This window comes from Collinsella sp. AM34-10 (assembly GCF_003469185.1).
GTDB lineage: Bacteria > Actinomycetota > Coriobacteriia > Coriobacteriales > Coriobacteriaceae > Collinsella.
Map to the genome: position 1 here is coordinate 382 of NZ_QSIL01000007.1, position 13,450 is coordinate 13,831.

Here is a 13,450-nt window from a genome sequence, read left to right on the forward strand (position 1 = left end):
AGCGCGTCCGCGCGTTCCTCAACCGCGGCGTGACCGGCGACACCGACATCAACATCATCGACACCGCCGAGTTCGCGATCCCCGGCCTTGACGACGAGTTCCGCGTCATCGTGTCTCCGTGGATCCTTTCCTCGCTGATCACCGATCGCCTTGCCGCTTACTACGAGACGGTCACCAAGCACAACCTCAACTACCGTCGCTACTATCACCAGTTCGACTACTAATAGTTGACCACTCATTTAAGAAGCACCCTGCCCGGGCGCATGCGTCCGGGCATTTTTATGCCGAAATTCGCTAGGAAGGGGATCGAATGAGGCAGTTTATCGTGGCGTCCCATGCTCATTTCGCGTCTGGAATCGTCGAGAGCATCGGCCTGCTTTCCGGTGAGCGCGAAAACGTCCATGCGCTCTCTATGTATGTCGACGGAAACGAGGACCTGTCCAAGGAGGCTGCAGCGATTCTGGACGGCTTTGCCGCGGACGACGAAGTTGTCGTGTGCACTGACCTCTTTGGCGGCAGCGTCAACAACGAGTTCACCAAGATCGTCCAGACGCGTCCCAACACGCACCTCGTGACCAATATGAACTTGCCACTCCTTATTCAGCTGCTGTTCGTACCCGATTCCACTCCGATCGACGAGGCCATTCGCCAGATCGTCGAGGCGGACGACACTAAGGTCAAGTACGTCAACGACCTGCTGGGGCAGGCCGAACTCGATGAGTTTTAATCGTTAGGAGCACATCATGATTCAGATGATTCGTGTAGATTATCGACTGCTTCACGGCCAGGTTGCCGTTAGCTGGACCTCGGCTCTGGGTGCCGACTGCATCCTGTTAGTGAGCGACACGGTCCTCAATGACAAGCTTCGTCTGCAGGCCCTGTCCCTTGCAAAGCCCGAAGGATGCAAGGTCGTCGTCAAAAACACCGAGGATGCTGTCAAGGCGCTCCAGAGCGGTGTGACCGATAAGTACAAACTCTTCGTGGTTTGCGAGACGATTCAGCAGGCCGGTGCCGTCGCCAAGGCGATGGGAGTCAAGAAGATCAACCTCGGCAACGTTGCCTTTAGCGAGAATGCCCGCCAGGTCTCGACGAGCGTGTTCCTCACGCCCGAGAACGAGGCCTACGTGAAGGAGCTGCTCGGCGAGGGCTATGAACTGTTCATTCAGATGATTCCGGCAGATGCGAAGACTGACGCCGCGAAGGTCATCGGTTAGGGGCCGTCATGGTTATCAAGACAATCCTGATTTTCCTTATTGCCCTTTTGGGTTATTCCGAGTGGCTGACGGGCACGAGCTACCTCCAGCGCCCGATCGTGCTCGGACCTCTGGTTGGCCTTGTCATGGGCGACATGGTGACCGGCACGATCATGGGCGCCACGATGGAGCTTGCCATGGTCGGCGCCATCTCGGTCGGCGCCTATAACCCGCCCGATACGATTTCCGGCACTATCCTGGGCGTATCTCTTGCCATGCAGGCCGGCGCGGACGCTTCGGCGGCCCTGACCCTGGGTATTCCTATCGCCACGATCGTCCTGGCGCTCGACACGGCCCTGGGCCAACCGGTCATGCTGCTGCTGGTGCACCGTATCGACAAAAACGTCGAGGACGGAGACACCAAGGCCATCACGCGCAACATGCTCATCGCCGGTTACGCGCAGAGCTGGTGCGGCCTGCTGATTATTCCCCTGGCATTCTTCTTTGGTGCCGATGCTGTTGCCAGCCTGCTCAACATCATCCCCGATTTCGTTCAGACCGGCATGGATGTCGCCGCCGCCTTCTTGCCCGCACTCGGCTTTGCGATGCTGGCGCAGATGATTATGAACAAAACAGTGGCTCCGTTCTTCTTCGCTGGCTTCTTCCTCGTCGCCTACTTTGGCATTAGCACGACGGGTGTGGCGATCTTTGCCGCGATCATCGTCGTCGCGATGACGGTTTTGGGTGATAAGAAAAAAGCGGAGCAGCCCGCAGCGGCAACCGAGGATCCTGCGATTGGGAGTGGGTTCGATGAGTTTTAAGTTTGAGTCTTCTTACGACGGGCTGATTTCCCGCGCAGACCTTAAGAAGCTGTTCTGGCGCTCGATTCCCTATGAGCATTCCTGGAACTACGAGCGTATGGGCCATATCGGCTTTATGTGGGCCCTTATGCCGATCCTTCGCAAGCTGTATCCGCAGGATGCGGACTTTAAGGCCGCCCTTAAGCGCCATATGGAGCTCTATAACGTCACGCCGTACATCTCGACGCTTCCCATGTCCATCGCCGCTGCAATGGAGGAGGTCAACGCTACTGACGATAGCTTTGACACGAGCGCGATCTCTAATGTCAAGCTTGCTTTGATGGGGCCGCTGTCCGGCGTGGGCGATGCTTTCTACTGGGGCACGCTGCGAATTTTGGCAACGGGTGTCGGCACGTCGCTGGCGCTGCAGGGCTCTATTCTTGGCCCGATTTTGTTCCTGCTCGTGTTCAACGTTCCTCACTACATCATCCGTTACCTGCTGACGTTTGTGGGATATCGCTTTGGCTCGGACATGATCAGCAAGGTCCAGGAATCGGGCATTATGGACACGATCGTCAAGATGGCCTCTATCATGGGCGCCATGGTGATCGGTGCTATGACCATGGAGATGGTCACCGTGGACATTCCGCTCATGGTCGGTGCGGGCGATGGTGCTCAGACGCTCGCCGAGCTGCTCAACGGAATCTTCCCGGGCTTTGTCACGATGGGGCTGTTTGGAATTGTCTATCTCATGCTCAAGAAGAAGATGAATCCGCTGCTCATCATGCTTGTGATCCTGCTCGTGAGTATCGCTGGCGCGTTCTTTGGAGTGCTTGGTGTCCAGTAGGGTATCCGTCAGTATCCGTCATAATGAAAACAATGTAAGAGGGGGCGTCGCGCACACTGTGCTGCGGCGCCCTTTTGCCGAAAGGTGGACAAGATGGAGTATCCGCAGCTTGCCGTCATGAATATCAGCCATCGTTATTTTGACCTTGAGGAATTCTTTTCTTCGGCAGCGGCCTCGGGCTATACGTGTTGCGAGCTTTGGACCGGGGCGATGCATCTGTATGTCGATTGCCATGGATACGATTCGCTCGAGCGGGTACGGGAGCTGTCGCAGCGGTATGGGGTTCGGATTGTGGGGCTTTGTCCCGAACAGAACAACCCCAAGCCGTGGAATATCGCGGCGCGCGGGAATGAGGCGCGTGCCCGCACGCTCGCGTACTTTAAGAACGTTGTAGATATCGCGGCGGAACTTGGAGCCGAGCAGGTCATGGTCTCGAGCGGCTGGGCATTTTTGAACGAGCCGATCGAGGACGCGTGGGGTCGCAGCGCCTCGATGCTGCGTGCGATTGCCGAGCATGCGGGAGAGCGCGGCGTGCGACTGGTGCTCGAGGCCCTACAGCCGGTTGAGTCGATGATCGTGAACTCGGCGGCCGATACGAAGCGCATGATCGAGGCAGTTGATCATCCGGCACTTAAGGCGTGTCTGGATTTGGGCGCTATGGCGGTGGCGGGGGATACCATCGACGATTATTTTGATCTGCTTGGCGATGATGTCGCCCACGTGCATTTTGTCGATGTTGCGGCAGATGGCACGACGCATCTTGCTTGGGGTGACGGCGACCGCGATATGCGCGCCGACCTGGATAGGCTGGTGGCGCGCGGCTATCGCGGAGTTGTTTCGGCCGAGACCTATGATTGGCGCTATTTCGCCAATCCCGCGGCAGCCGACGCTCAGGTTATGGCGGAGTACCGACGCGCGATTGGCGCCTAAGTGGGACAGGGCGCCGAGTTGGCGTTTGACGCTTTTTGAGAAACGGGACGTGCTTTCCGCTTGAGGCTTCTGGCGGAAAGCACGTCCCAGAACAGGCGCTCAGAATGGGACACACTTTCCGCTGAGGACCTCAACCGGAAACCGCATCCCAGTTTTTGGCTGGCGGGCGGGACGCGCTTTCCCCTATGTTTCCAAATGAATACGCTGTGAGCCGAGAGAGACGATTTTCCCCGCAAGCACTCTAGTATGCTAAAGTACCCAGAAGACCGGCGGAGCTATGCCGGTCTTCTGCTCTATATGAAACACAGCATGAGGAGGCTCACCAGATGACGGCCACACCGTGGGGATTCCGGGACATATTGCCCGAGGAGGCTCAGGCGCGCGAGGAGATTGCGCTGACGGTGAAGGGCTGCTTCAGGGAGCATCATTACCTTCCGGTCGAAACGCCGCTGCTCGAGGACAAGGGTTCACTCGAGGAAGGCGGCCGCATCGCGGACACGCCGTTTAAGCTTTTTGACGATGATGGCCGTCTGCTGGTGGTCCGTCCCGACAACACATTGCCGATCGTGCGTCTGGTCTCGACCCGCATGCGCGCGGCCGACCTGCCCCTGCGCCTGCGCTATGAGGCGCCGGTGGTTCGCGAGTGCCAGCGCAATGCCGGTGGCTCGCGTCAGTTTACGCAGCTGGGCTTTGAGCTTATCGGTGCGGGCGACACCGCGGGCGATGTCGAGATTGTCTCGCTCGTGGCCGAGGCGGTGCGCAAGCTGGCGCTGCCCGCTGCGCGCATTATCGCAGGTAGCGTGCGTCCGTTTAAGGAGCTGCTCGCGGCGTGCGAGGATCGCGAGCTGGCTGCCGAGGCCCTGCGCTGCGTGCACGCCAACGACTTTGTGGGCCTCGATGCCCGCGTGGCGGCAAGCGCCGAGTCCGATGCCGTCAAGGTTGCCATTAGCGAGCTGCCGCGCTTGCACGGCGGCGCCGAGGTACTCGACCGCGTCGATGTGCTTCTGGCGGCGGCGGGCATTGTCGCGCCGCTCACGCGCGAGCTGCGCGCCCTGGTCGAGGGCCTGGCTCCCGAGGACGCCCAGGTGCTGTCGTTCGACTTCTCCATCATGAACTCGTTCGATTACTACACGGGTCTGGTCTTTAAGGCCTATGCCGGTGGCTTGCCCGATCCGGTCGGTTCGGGTGGACGCTACGACTCCATCTTTACCGGCGCATTTGGCGACGGCATCGAGGTACCGGCGGCGGGTTTCGCCTTTTCGCTCGAGCGTCTGGAGGCTGCGCACACCTCGGCCGAGGACGCTGCTTCCGATGGCGATCACGCCGCGGGCCGTGGCGCCGAGGGCCCGCTGCGCATCGCCGTGCCCAAGGGCTCGCTCAAGGCCGATACGCTCGACGTGCTCGAAGCCGCGGGCCTGGACGTCTCTGAGTTGCGCGATCCGGGCCGTCACCTAATCGTGCGCGGCCGCGACACGCGTGCCGGTGAGGGCGCGGTCGGAGATATCGAGTTTGTCATCGTGCGCCCCAGCGATGCGCCCGCCTTTGTGGGCTGCGGCGGTGCCGATTGCGGCATCTGCGGTTGGGACTCGCTTATCGAGGCCGACCTCAACCTGCTGCAGCTGGTCGATCTGGGCTACGGCCTGTGCACTTTCATTGAGGCGGAGCCCGCGTGGCGCGCCGGCCAGGCCGAGCGCAACTATGCCCGCCGCGGGTCGCTTCGCGTGGCCACCAAGTATCCGCGCATCGCGAGCGCCTGGTATGCCGAGCGCGGTGTGAACGCCGATATCGTCTCGCTGCACGGTAACATTGAGCTGGGTCCCATCGTCGGCATGACCGATCGCATCGTGGATATTACCGCCACGGGCGCCACGCTGCGCGATAACGACCTCGTTATTACTGGTCGCATTATGGACTGCACGGCCCGCTTCTTTGTCAATCCGGGTGCCGCACGTCTGGATCCGCGCGTACGCAATCTGGCAGATCGCTTGGCGGCAGCCGTGAAGGACAAGCATTTTGAGCCCGTTGCGGGCTCGGCACAATAGCGCGAGCACGCACGGGCGCCCCAACGTCCGGGCGGCGGGCCGACTGGCGCCGCCGCCCGGTCTCTCGTTTTTCGAACACAACCTCGACCGATAGGGGATACCGAAATGAAGACCATCAAGCTTGCTCCCGGTGAGCGCCTCGTTACCAACCAGCTCAACCGTAAGGGCGTGCTGCCGCAAAACATCGTCGACGCCGCTCGCGATATCGTGGCCAACGTGCGTGCCAACGGCGATGCCGCGGTGCGCGATTACTGCCAGCGTTTTGACGGTGTTGAGCTGCAGAGCTTCCGTCTTCCGCAGGAGCAGATCGATGCCGCGCTCGAAGGCCTCGATCCGGCCTTTGTCGCCGCGCTCGAAAAGGCTGCGCGCCAGATTCGCGAGTTCCACCAGCGCGAGGTCGAGCAGAGCTGGTTTACCACGCGCCCGGACGGCACGATGCTCGGCGTTAAGGTGACCCCGCTTGCTGCGGCCGGCATCTACGTGCCGGGCGGTCGCGCGCAGTACCCTTCCACCGTGCTCATGAACGCCATTCCCGCCAAGGTGGCCGGCGTCAAACGCGTGGTTATGGTGACGCCGCCGCAAAAGGATGACCTGATCAGCCCGTATACGCTCGCGGCGGCCAAGCTCGGCGGCGTGGACGAAATCTATATGGTGGGCGGCGCCCAGGCCGTGGCCGCGCTGGCGTACGGTACCGAGACCATTCCGCGCGTCGACAAAATCACCGGCCCGGGCAACGCCTTTGTTGCCGCTGCCAAGCAGATTGTCTCGGGTGACGTGGGTATCGACATGGTCGCCGGTCCCTCCGAGGTCTGCGTGCTGGCCGATGCCACGGCCAAGCCTATGGTGGTCGCGGCCGACCTGATGGCTCAGGCCGAGCACGATCCGCTGGCGGCCTGCTATCTGGTGACCTGCGACGAGCAGTTTGCGCGTGAGGTCGAGGCGGGTATCGACATTCTGGTAGCGCAGTCCCCGCGTGCCGAGATTACGTGCGCTTCGCTCGATAACGAAGGCGCCATCGTGGTGGCCGCCGACATGGCGGCCGCCGTCGAGGCCGTGAACACCGTGGCGCCCGAGCACCTTGAGCTGCACTGCAAGGATGCGATGGGCCTGCTCGGCGGCATTCGCAACGCCGGCGCCATCTTTGTGGGCGCTTGGAGCTCCGAGCCGCTCGGCGATTACGTTGCCGGTCCCAACCACACGTTGCCGACCGGCGGCACGGCCATGTTCTCCAACCCGCTTTCGGTCGAAGAGTTCGTTAAGCGCTCGAGCGTTATATGCTATACGCCCGAGGGCCTGCTCTCCGACGCTCCCGCTACGCAGCGTCTGGCCGAGGCCGAGGGCCTGTGGGCGCACGCGCTTTCGGCCGCACTGCGTCGCCGCGTGTTGGAGCAGGGCGAGGATGCCGTGAGCGCCGAGTCGCTCGCCGCGGCCGACCTGACCAAGGTTGCCTGGCCGGGCGACGCCGTGGCGACGGTTGCCGAGGGCGTGGACCTGGCGGCTGCAGGCGCAGATGGCGCTGGCGTAACCGGCGGGGAGGCCTAATATGGCCGAACTCACGCCTCGCATGAAGGAGCTCGTCCAGCCTTACCTGGCCGGTATTGAGCCCTACGATCCCAACTTTACGCCCACGCGCATCAACCTTTCGGCCAACGAGAACACCTATCCCGTGCCGGCTGGCGTGCGCGAGGCGGTCGACGCCGCCCTGGCTGCCACGCCGCTCAACCGCTATCCCGATCCCATGTCCAACGATCTGCGCGACGAGCTTGCCGCTTGGCATGGTGTGGCGCGCGAGAATGTCTGCGTGGGCAACGGCGGCGACGAGCTGCTCTATAACTACCTGTTGGCGTTTGGCGGCGCGGGACGGACCCTGCTCAACTGCCCGCCGTGCTTTAGCGAGTATGCGTTCTTTGCGTCGCTCTGCCAGACCGAGGTGCGCGACGTGTGGCGCGACCCCGCGACCTTTGAGCTCGACCAGGCCGCCGTGCTTGCGGCGGCACCCGAGTGTAACCTGGCAATCGTGACCTCGCCCAACAACCCCACGGGTGACGTGGCACCGCTCGACTTTGTCGCGGCGCTGTGCGATGCGTGCCCCGGCATGGTAATGGTTGACGAGGCCTACGTGGAGTTTGCCGACGATTCGTTTGGCGCGGCCACCACGGCGCAAGGCCTTATCGCCGAGCATCCCAACCTGGTGATTCTACATACGCTGTCCAAGGCGTTTGGCGCCGCCGGCACGCGTCTGGGCTATGTGATTGCGGCACCCGAGGTCGTCGACGTGTTCGCGGCGATTCGCCAGATCTATTCAGTTAACGTGCTGAGCCAGGCGGCAGCACTTGCCTGCGTGCGTGCCCGTGATGCCTACACGCCCGTGGTGGCACAGATCGCATCCGAGCGCGAGCGCGAGCTGTGCGCCCTGCGCGCAATGGCTGCCGATGGCATGCCCGTGGAGGCATGGCCGAGCGCGGCGAACTTTGTGCTCGTGCGCACGCCGCATGCCACGCGCGTGCGCGAGCGTCTGCGCGACGAGTATTCGATTTTGGTGCGCGACTTTAGCTACGCGCCGGGGCTTGCGGACTGTCTGCGCATCACTGTGGGTACGCCGCAGGAAAACGACGAGGTGCTGGCCGCGTTTGCCGCGCTGGTGAAGGAGGAGATGTAGATGGACCGCTATGCCGAGGTAACCCGCAAGACGGGCGAGACCGACATTGTCGTAAAGCTCGACCTGGACGGATCTGGCGTGTGCGATATCTCGACCGGCGTGCCGTTTTTCGACCACATACTCAACGCTTTTGGCCGCCATGGCCTGTTCGATCTGACGGTGCATGCGGTGGGCGACGTCGAGGTCGACGCGCACCACACCGTTGAGGACACGGGCATTGTGCTGGGCGAGGCGTTTTGCCAGGCGCTGGGCGACAAGGCGGGTATTACGCGCTTTGCCGACGCGGCGATCGCCATGGACGAGACACTCGTGATGGCCGCCGTGGATATCTCGGGTCGCGGGCAGGCCTATTGCGAGCTGCCCGTGCCGACTGAGCGCGTGGGCAGCTTTGATACCGAGCTGGCCGTCGAGTTCTTCTATGCCTTTGCGCGCGATGCCAAGCTCACGCTGCACGTGCGCGAGCTGGCGGGCGGCAATTCGCACCACATTATCGAGGCCGCCTTTAAGGCCGTGGGCCGCACGATGCGCCGCGCCTGCGAACTCGATCCCCGCGTGCAGGGTATCCCCAGCACCAAGGGCTCGCTGTAACCGTCACAAGGGTAAAACCACCACGAAGATGCCTGTCCTCTTTGTGGTGGTTTTGGATGATGAGAAGTGGAGGGGTCGCGTGGGCGAACCGAAGATCGTGGTGGTCGACTACCACAAGGGCAACTTGTCGAGCGTCGTGCGCGGGCTTGCGCGCGCCGGTGCTGCCGCCTGCACGTCGGACGATCCGGAGCAGATCCGCAACGCCGACGGCCTGGTCATCCCGGGCGTGGGTGCGTTCTATGACGCGATCGCCTTTATGCGTCAGAGCGGCGAGGAGGTGGCCGTGCTCGATGCCGTTGCCGCCGGAACTCCGCTGCTCGGCATCTGCCTGGGCCTTCAGCTGTTTTTTGAGCGCGGCAACGAGGGCGTGCCTGCGAACGAGGACGCGGACGCGGACGACGATGCCTCCGAGCAGGCCGGTGGTCCCTGGGTCGATGGCCTGGGCATCATGCGTGGCTCGTGCACGCACCTGGAGTCGAGCCGTCTGAAGGTCCCGCACGTGGGCTGGGACCAGGTGCGCATGACGCCCGCCGGTGCGGCCGATCCGTTGCTTGCCGGTTTTGCCGAGGGCGCCAACATGTATTTCACTCACAGCTACGCGGTGGCCGACGACGTCGATGCCGCCGATGTGTTGGCGCGCACGCACTATACACGGAGCTTCCCGTGCATCGTGCGCCACGGCAACGTGTGGGGCTGCCAGTTCCATCCCGAGAAATCCTCTGCGCTGGGTCAGCGCATCCTTAAGAACTTCGTGAGCATCGTCGAGGGGGCCGGCCGATGATTCTGTTTCCCGCAATCGATTTGATCGGCGGCAAGGTCGTGCGCCTGGAGCGCGGCGACCGGAGCCGCTGTAAGGTGTATTCTGACGACCCCGTGGCCGTTGCCCGCTCCTTTGCCGAGCAGGGCGCGAGCTGGGTGCACGTCGTCGACCTGTCCGCTGCCTTTGGCGAGGACGAGGACGCGTGCGCTGCCAACTTGGCAGCGATTAAGGCCATCTGCGGCGTCGACGGTCTGTCCGCGGACGTGGGCGGCGGCGTTCGTTCGCTCGCGCGCATCGACGAGCTGGCCGGCTACGGCGCGCGTCGCATCGCGCTAGGCACGGTGCTCGTGACCGAGCCGGGATTTGCCGAGGTGGCGGCGCAAGGCTTTGGCGAGTTACTGGTGGCAGACATTGCCGCCCGTGACGGCCAGGTCAAGGTGAATGGTTGGCGCGACGGCGCGGGTGTGGCGCTCGACGACGCCGTGGCGCAGCTCACCGAGCTGGGCTTTAAGCATCTGGTGTATACCGACATCGCGCGCGATGGCATGCAGACGGGCATCGACGTGGCGGCGTATCGCCATGTGGCCGAGGTCGCGGGCTTTCCCGTCGTGGCTTCGGGCGGCATCTCGATGCTCGACGATATCCGCGCACTGGCCGCGGTGGGCGAGGATGCCATCGAGGGTGCCATTACCGGTCGTGCGCTCTACGAGGGCAACTTTACGCTGGCCCAGGCGTTGGCCGCCGCCCGAGGGAAGGAGTAGCCCATGCTTGCCAAACGCGTGATTCCCTGTCTGGATGTTAAGGACGGCCGCGTGGTCAAGGGCGTCAACTTTGTGAGCCTGCGCGATGCTGGCGATCCGGTGGAGCTGGCGCGCGCCTACGATCGCGAGGGTGCAGACGAGGTCGTCTTCCTGGACATTACCGCGACGAGCGACAACCGCGCGACGACCATCGAGATGGCGGCGCACGCGGCCGAGGAGCTCGCTATTCCCTATACCGTGGGCGGCGGTTTCCGCGACTTGGCGGGCATGCGAACCATGGTTGCCGCCGGTGCCGACAAGGTGTCGCTTAACTCTGCCGCCGTGCGCGATCCGTCGTTGATCAGCCAGGCCGCCGCGGCGTTTGGCAGCCAGGCCGTGGTCGTGGCGATTGATGCCAAGCGCGTGGGCCTGCCCGGTCAGCCGGATGCCGACAAGTGGGAGGTCTTCACGGCGGGCGGTCGCAACGCCACGGGTATCGATGCGGTGGCGTGGGCCGAGGAAGCGGCTCGTCGCGGCGCCGGTGAGATCTTGCTCACCAGCATGGATCGCGACGGCACCAAGGCTGGCTTCGACCTGGCACTCACCCGCGCCGTGGCGCGCGCGGTGCCGATCCCGGTGATCGCAAGCGGCGGCGTGGGCACGCTCGAGCATTTTGCCGAGGGCGTGATCGAGGGCGAGGCCGATGCCGTGCTGGCGGCCAGCGTCTTTCACTTTGGAACTTTCAGCATTCGCCAGGTGAAGGAGTATATGGCCAGCCAAGGCATCCCTGTGAGGCTGGACTTCTAGTGCTGCGGCTTGCCCAGGCACCGCATCTTGCCGCTCAAACCGTCGCTCGCGTACCAAAGTACGCGTCGCTCCTCTTTCGCGGCAACCTGCGGCACCTGGACAACCCTCGCCGACCTGTGGGATTTCGTTTGTTACTTGGGAGAAATGATGACTGAGGTAATAAATGCTACCGAGCTTAAATACGACGCCCGCGGGCTGATTCCTTGCGTGGTTCAGCAGCATGACACCGGTGAGGTGCTTATGGTTGCTTGGATGAACGAGGAATCGGTGGGGCTGACGCTCAAGACCGGGACCACGTGGTTTTGGAGCCGCAGCCGCCAGGAGCTCTGGAACAAGGGCGCGACGAGCGGCAACATGCAAGCGGTCAAGGAGCTTTGGGCCGACTGCGATAGCGATACGCTGCTGGTCAAGGTCGACTCTCCGGGCCCGGCTTGCCACACCGGCAACCGTACCTGCTTCTTTAAGCGCGTGGAAGGGGGAGTGCGATGAAAGTCGTGACGCCGTTCGAGGTCGCCGAATGCAACACCGAGCTCCTCCGCGCGGGCGTGCCATGCCGCGTGCACCTGACTGATGCCTGCGGGGCGCAGTCGCTTTGGCTCGAGGCCGAGAAGGAAAGGCTCGATGAGGCCCATGCCGTCATCGTCGAGTTCTTTGAGAAAAAGGGCGCAAAGCCTCGGTTCGATGAGGCCGGTACCTACTTTACGCTGCAGTAACGAGAGGAAATAACCATGGGAGTCAGAACAGCTAACGTGCAGCCGGGAAACATCGGTGAGACGCTGACGGGACTGGCCGAGGTGATTCACAGTCGTCGCGACGCATCGCCGCAGGAGAGCTATACCGCGCGTCTGCTGACCGACGTCGAGGACGAGCTGCTCAAGAAGCTTGCCGAGGAGGCGAGCGAGGTGATCATGGCCTGCAAGGATAACGACCACGATCACATCCGCTACGAGGCCGGCGACCTGATCTACCACCTGCTCGTGACGCTCGAGCGCTACGGCATCACCCTCGACGAACTGGCCGGCGAACTCAACGCCCGCCGCCGCTAGTCATTGGGGACGTTCTTAAACGACTAGTTAGGCGAGGGGCGTGGATTCCCATTCGCCGGTGGGGTGGGGGATATCGAAGGCCCGGTAGCCGCAGTCGTAGGCGTGGGCCTGGGCCTCGCGGATGTTCCAGCAGATGTCGCAGGCGCGGTGCGCGTCCGAGCCAAAGGTGATGGGCACCTCGGCATGGGCGAAGCGGCGCAACAGCCCGGTCGCGGGGTAGTAATCGTCGAGCCCCTTGCGCGGTGCGGCGGTCGAGACCTCAACGCGGCGACCCGTATCGTGGGCGCATTCGGCCATCTGCTCCCAAAACGGCGCGGGGTCAAAGTCGGGTGCAAAGCCGTCCTTCGAAAAGCGCATGACCAGGTCGGGATGGGCCATCGCGTCAAAGTTGAGTGAGCTTTCGCAAGCACGGCACCAGTCGTCGACGTAGCACTCCCACACGCCGCGCACGCCTAAGTTTTCCCAAACATGCAAGTTGGTATCGTCGTCGATCCAACCGCAAAGGGAATCGGGTGTATCGGGGCGCGCGACGTCCTCTGTCCCTGCCGTGCCCGCGGCGCCTGCCGCAATATCGCCCGGGTTGCCAATCCAGTGCACGCTGCCCAGACGTACGACGGCGCCCTGGGACCAGTGCTCTACCAAGGGCTCGCAGCCCTCGTACCAATCGCATTCAAAACCGTAGATAAAGGTGAGCTCCGGCGCAATCTGCGCGGCGAGTTTGCGGGCGTCCTCAAAGGCCAAACGATGTGCCGGCAAGTCGCCCTCGACGACCTGCACCTCGCAGTTAGCATCCATACTGGCGGGCAGGGTAAGGTGGTCGGTCGAGACCATGACGCGGCAGCCGGCGGCAGCAGCGGCACGGACGTTGTCCTCGAACGAGGCGTGCCCGTCCGAGAACGAGGTATGAGTATGGCAATCGACCAGCGGGCAGGCGGGCATGGCGACTCCTTTGCATTTGGTGAATCCGCTCCATTGTAATGGCGCAGCTCTCAACACGCCGCGCACGCCGGGTGCCGAAATCGAGTGGAAAGGCGGGGC

The 13,450-nt window shown here is 62.9% G+C and carries 16 protein-coding genes and 1 pseudogene; 16 read left to right on the forward strand and 1 reads right to left on the reverse strand.

The window, feature by feature from the left end; genetic code table 11:
- The 16 genes and pseudogenes from DW823_RS09955 to hisE form a co-directional block, all read left to right on the forward strand.
- Positions 1-224 (forward strand): annotated as a pseudogene (locus DW823_RS09955) (SIS domain-containing protein); the annotation flags it as partial.
- An 86-nt stretch (positions 225-310) separates the two neighbouring features.
- Positions 311-727, forward strand: a complete 417-nt coding sequence (locus DW823_RS07320) for a PTS sugar transporter subunit IIA (RefSeq protein WP_117564884.1) — start codon at positions 311-313, stop codon at positions 725-727.
- 16 nt (positions 728-743) lie between these two features.
- A complete protein-coding gene (locus DW823_RS07325) occupies positions 744-1,214 on the forward strand; it encodes a PTS sugar transporter subunit IIB (RefSeq protein WP_117564885.1) in 471 nt (156 codons plus the stop codon).
- A gap of 8 nt (positions 1,215-1,222) precedes the next feature.
- Entirely contained in the window at positions 1,223-2,014 is a 792-nt protein-coding gene (locus tag DW823_RS07330; RefSeq protein WP_117564886.1) for a PTS sugar transporter subunit IIC, read from the forward strand.
- Positions 2,004-2,840 (forward strand): PTS system mannose/fructose/sorbose family transporter subunit IID, encoded by an 837-nt coding sequence (locus DW823_RS07335; RefSeq protein ID WP_117564887.1) that lies wholly within the window; start codon positions 2,004-2,006, stop codon positions 2,838-2,840. Before DW823_RS07330 ends, DW823_RS07335 begins: the two co-directional genes overlap by 11 nt.
- A gap of 93 nt (positions 2,841-2,933) precedes the next feature.
- Positions 2,934-3,770: a sugar phosphate isomerase/epimerase gene (locus tag DW823_RS07340; RefSeq protein WP_117564888.1), complete on the forward strand. Its 837-nt coding sequence runs from the start codon at positions 2,934-2,936 to the stop codon at positions 3,768-3,770.
- A gap of 326 nt (positions 3,771-4,096) precedes the next feature.
- Positions 4,097-5,812 (forward strand): ATP phosphoribosyltransferase, encoded by a 1,716-nt coding sequence (gene hisG, locus DW823_RS07345; protein ID WP_118081454.1) that lies wholly within the window; start codon positions 4,097-4,099, stop codon positions 5,810-5,812.
- Positions 5,813-5,917: 105 nt separating this feature from the next.
- Positions 5,918-7,354, forward strand: coding sequence for a histidinol dehydrogenase (gene hisD / locus DW823_RS07350; protein ID WP_118081456.1), 1,437 nt, complete (start codon positions 5,918-5,920; stop codon positions 7,352-7,354).
- A 1-nt stretch (position 7,355) separates the two neighbouring features.
- The gene (gene hisC / locus DW823_RS07355; RefSeq protein ID WP_117799854.1) at positions 7,356-8,471 is read left to right on the forward strand and encodes a histidinol-phosphate transaminase; all 1,116 of its coding nucleotides are present in this window, start codon (positions 7,356-7,358) and stop codon (positions 8,469-8,471) included.
- On the forward strand, positions 8,472-9,059 hold the full coding sequence (gene hisB, locus DW823_RS07360; protein WP_089573595.1) for an imidazoleglycerol-phosphate dehydratase HisB: 588 nt from the start codon (positions 8,472-8,474) through the stop codon (positions 9,057-9,059). It begins immediately after the preceding gene.
- 79 nt (positions 9,060-9,138) lie between these two features.
- Positions 9,139-9,840: an imidazole glycerol phosphate synthase subunit HisH gene (locus DW823_RS07365; protein ID WP_118334194.1), complete on the forward strand. Its 702-nt coding sequence runs from the start codon at positions 9,139-9,141 to the stop codon at positions 9,838-9,840.
- The gene (locus DW823_RS07370; protein WP_118081458.1) at positions 9,837-10,580 is read left to right on the forward strand and encodes a HisA/HisF-related TIM barrel protein; all 744 of its coding nucleotides are present in this window, start codon (positions 9,837-9,839) and stop codon (positions 10,578-10,580) included. The genes DW823_RS07365 and DW823_RS07370 overlap by 4 nt, the downstream gene beginning before the upstream one ends.
- A gap of 3 nt (positions 10,581-10,583) precedes the next feature.
- Positions 10,584-11,366: an imidazole glycerol phosphate synthase subunit HisF gene (gene hisF, locus DW823_RS07375; protein ID WP_117799852.1), complete on the forward strand. Its 783-nt coding sequence runs from the start codon at positions 10,584-10,586 to the stop codon at positions 11,364-11,366.
- Positions 11,367-11,513: 147 nt separating this feature from the next.
- On the forward strand, positions 11,514-11,855 hold the full coding sequence (hisI, locus tag DW823_RS07380; RefSeq protein WP_118081460.1) for a phosphoribosyl-AMP cyclohydrolase: 342 nt from the start codon (positions 11,514-11,516) through the stop codon (positions 11,853-11,855).
- A complete protein-coding gene (locus DW823_RS07385; RefSeq protein ID WP_089573590.1) occupies positions 11,852-12,079 on the forward strand; it encodes a hypothetical protein in 228 nt (75 codons plus the stop codon). Before hisI ends, DW823_RS07385 begins: the two co-directional genes overlap by 4 nt.
- Before the next feature lie 15 nt (positions 12,080-12,094).
- Positions 12,095-12,412 carry a phosphoribosyl-ATP diphosphatase gene (hisE, locus tag DW823_RS07390; protein ID WP_118081462.1) on the forward strand — a complete coding sequence of 106 codons (318 nt, stop codon included), beginning with the start codon at positions 12,095-12,097 and terminating at the stop codon, positions 12,410-12,412.
- Between the two features lie 27 nt (positions 12,413-12,439).
- Here the strand turns inward: hisE and DW823_RS07395 are convergent, their stop codons facing one another.
- Positions 12,440-13,351, reverse strand: coding sequence for a PHP domain-containing protein (locus DW823_RS07395; protein ID WP_117767024.1), 912 nt, complete (start codon positions 13,349-13,351; stop codon positions 12,440-12,442).
- Positions 13,352-13,450 lie beyond the last annotated feature (99 nt).

Coding starts and splice junctions, on each gene's coding strand:
- hisG (WP_118081454.1), top strand. CDS start 4,097: ATGACGGCCACACCGTGGGGATTCCGGGACATATTGCCCGAGGAGGCT.
- DW823_RS07395 (WP_117767024.1), bottom strand. CDS start 13,351: ATGCCCGCCTGCCCGCTGGTCGATTGCCATACTCATACCTCGTTCTCG.
- hisE (WP_118081462.1), top strand. CDS start 12,095: ATGGGAGTCAGAACAGCTAACGTGCAGCCGGGAAACATCGGTGAGACG.
- hisC (WP_117799854.1), top strand. CDS start 7,356: ATGGCCGAACTCACGCCTCGCATGAAGGAGCTCGTCCAGCCTTACCTG.
- DW823_RS07340 (WP_117564888.1), top strand. CDS start 2,934: ATGGAGTATCCGCAGCTTGCCGTCATGAATATCAGCCATCGTTATTTT.
- DW823_RS07330 (WP_117564886.1), top strand. CDS start 1,223: ATGGTTATCAAGACAATCCTGATTTTCCTTATTGCCCTTTTGGGTTAT.
- hisI (WP_118081460.1), top strand. CDS start 11,514: ATGACTGAGGTAATAAATGCTACCGAGCTTAAATACGACGCCCGCGGG.
- DW823_RS07320 (WP_117564884.1), top strand. CDS start 311: ATGAGGCAGTTTATCGTGGCGTCCCATGCTCATTTCGCGTCTGGAATC.
- DW823_RS07325 (WP_117564885.1), top strand. CDS start 744: ATGATTCAGATGATTCGTGTAGATTATCGACTGCTTCACGGCCAGGTT.
- DW823_RS07335 (WP_117564887.1), top strand. CDS start 2,004: ATGAGTTTTAAGTTTGAGTCTTCTTACGACGGGCTGATTTCCCGCGCA.
- DW823_RS07385 (WP_089573590.1), top strand. CDS start 11,852: ATGAAAGTCGTGACGCCGTTCGAGGTCGCCGAATGCAACACCGAGCTC.
- hisB (WP_089573595.1), top strand. CDS start 8,472: ATGGACCGCTATGCCGAGGTAACCCGCAAGACGGGCGAGACCGACATT.
- hisF (WP_117799852.1), top strand. CDS start 10,584: ATGCTTGCCAAACGCGTGATTCCCTGTCTGGATGTTAAGGACGGCCGC.
- hisD (WP_118081456.1), top strand. CDS start 5,918: ATGAAGACCATCAAGCTTGCTCCCGGTGAGCGCCTCGTTACCAACCAG.
- DW823_RS07370 (WP_118081458.1), top strand. CDS start 9,837: ATGATTCTGTTTCCCGCAATCGATTTGATCGGCGGCAAGGTCGTGCGC.